Source organism: Gemmatimonadaceae bacterium (assembly GCA_036273715.1).
GTDB lineage: Bacteria > Gemmatimonadota > Gemmatimonadetes > Gemmatimonadales > Gemmatimonadaceae > JADGGM01.
Window position 1 is genome coordinate 1 of the sequence record DASUHB010000060.1, and the last position, 2294, is coordinate 2294.

Consider the following 2294-nt stretch of genomic DNA (forward strand, 5'->3'; position numbering starts at 1 on the left):
TGACAGCCGCAGCCGTGAGGCGGCTCCTGCGCGAGATCAAGCGGTCGAGTAGCCCAGCGCGCGGTAACCAGCCTGCCTCCGCGTCGCCATCCGCATCAGCACCGGCACGCATGAATCCACGTAGTCGTACACGACGACTTCCCGCTTCCCATCGCACTCTCGATGCAGCCGTCCGACGTACTGGGCGAGCGCGCCCCGCCATGCAATCGGCATCGTGAGAAACAAGGTATCGAGTCGAGGATCGTCAAACCCCTCGCCCAGATAACGGCCTGTCGCAAGAATTACCCGTGGTTCGCTTGTAGTCTCGCGATACAGCCGCTCGGCGTCTCGCCTGGCGCCAGGTCGCAGTCCTCCCCGCAGCACTACGAGTTGTGCTGCCAAGCCGGCCAGTGAGTCTCGCAGCGACTCCAGGTGCTCGCGCCGCTCCGTTAGCACCAGGGGCGCGCGCCCGCGCGCGACAGCTTCGCGAATGTCGTCGATGATCATCGCGTTGCGAACGTCGTCTCGTCCGAGCAGCGCGTAGATCGCTGGTACAGTGAGGCGTGTATCACCTTCACCACCAGTTAGGCGAAACGCCGTGTCGCGCAGCATCACGCGATGCGCGAATCCGCGCCTCGCAGCCTGCGCCTTTGGCGCGTCGCGATATCGCACCGGCCCGCACTGCATGAAGATGATGGGATGGTGCCCGTCGCGTCGCGCCACGGTCGCCGACAGGCCCAGCACATATCGGGCTTTCGATCTCCGCGCCACCAGCTCGAAGCTCGCCGCCGACAGGTGGTGGCACTCATCCACTACCAGGTGCCCGTAGCCGGCAATGAGGTCTGACACCTCTCCTCGCCGCACCAGACTCTGAATGAGTGCCACGTCGATGCGCTTCCCTGGCGCGCGCTTGCCGGCGCCGATCGTCCCGATGTCGCTCGGCGCAACGTCCAAGAACGTGGCGAGCCGCTCCGCCCACTGCCTAACAAGCTCGCGCCGGTGGACGAGGACGAGCGTGTTGACTGCGCGCTGCGCGATGAGCGCCGCGGCGACCACGGTCTTGCCGAAGGCGGTGGTCGCAGCGAGCACGCCGTAGTCGTGTGGGCGCAGGGCCTCGAACGCGTCCTGTTGTTCGCGCCGCAGCGTTCCGCGAAACATCGTTGCCAGCGGCGCGCCGGCATCGCGGCGATCCTCGAAATCGATGTCGATGCCATGAGTCCGGAGTAGCTCGGTCGCTTCATTCAGACAGCCGCGGGGCAGGGCAACGTGTTTAGCATGGAAGGCAGCGCACGACAGAATGCGCGGCTTTCCTCGCGTCGAGAGACGCATCGCCTGCGCGCGATAGAACTCCGGATTCTGAAACGCCGCCAACCGGACAAGGCGAGCGACCAGCGGCGCCGGCAGATCACCCCGCTCGATGTACACGTCGTCGGCCAACACCACACTCACTCGCGCTGGAACGGGTTCCGCGATCGCGGGAAGCGTTAGTTGCCGCGACGGCGGCGCACGCCACGGTTCGTCGGCGTTTTCGTCTTCCACGGGCATCCGTACGCGCAGCACCCGGCCGGCGCGCTCGGCGCCCGCGACCAGCGTCGCGATCTCGTTAGGCGTAAGGCGCATCACCGATGAGAGGTACGCCCACTGGTCAGCGTACGGCTCGAGGCGTTCATCCACAAACACCGTCGCGCCGCGGCCGCGCGCCCGGCGCTGCATGGGGAGCGCAATCAGGTTGCCGAACCCGCCGTTCGGCATCGTGTCCTGGCTCGGGAAGAGGCGGTCGTACGACGTGAACGGGATTTCGGGCCGGCTCTCCATGGCTTCCGTTAGGAGCAGGGCGCCGAGCTGCCGCGCTTCGCGCGCCGGGACCGGCGCAGTGAAGAAGATCCAGACGTGGCCGCCGTCGCCCGATCGAGAGCGCTCGAGCGCCGCCGGAACCCGTCGCGCCGCGCACGCCGCGAGGTACGCGAGCGCATCATCGCTCCATTGCGCACCGTCGAAGTCGGCCGCGAGAAACCGGCACGTGTCATCGGGCAAGAGCGGATACACACCGGCCACGAATTCGCGGTCCGAGTCGCGTCCGCGTGCAGTCCCAAGAAGGTGCGCGGCGATGACGCTGTCGGACACCGAAATGAAAGCGTGGTGCGGACACTCGCCGCACTTGATCCGCGGTTTCTCACACACGCCGGGCTTCCACTCGTTCGCGCACGCCGGTGCGTATCCGGACTTTCCGCTCCGAGCATTCTCCCAGCGTCGTGGAAAGACATCCACGCGACCCGCGAACAGACTCCGGAAAAGCGCGATCTTATCCGAAGCCG

At 66.6% G+C, this 2294-nt stretch carries 1 protein-coding gene; it reads right to left on the minus strand.

Annotated features, from left to right (window positions below):
* Positions 1-36 precede the first annotated feature (36 nt).
* Positions 37-2103 carry a DEAD/DEAH box helicase family protein gene (locus tag VFW04_12480; protein ID HEX5180142.1) on the minus strand — a complete coding sequence of 689 codons (2067 nt, stop codon included), beginning with the start codon at positions 2101-2103 and terminating at the stop codon, positions 37-39.
* Positions 2104-2294: the final 191 nt, after the last annotated feature.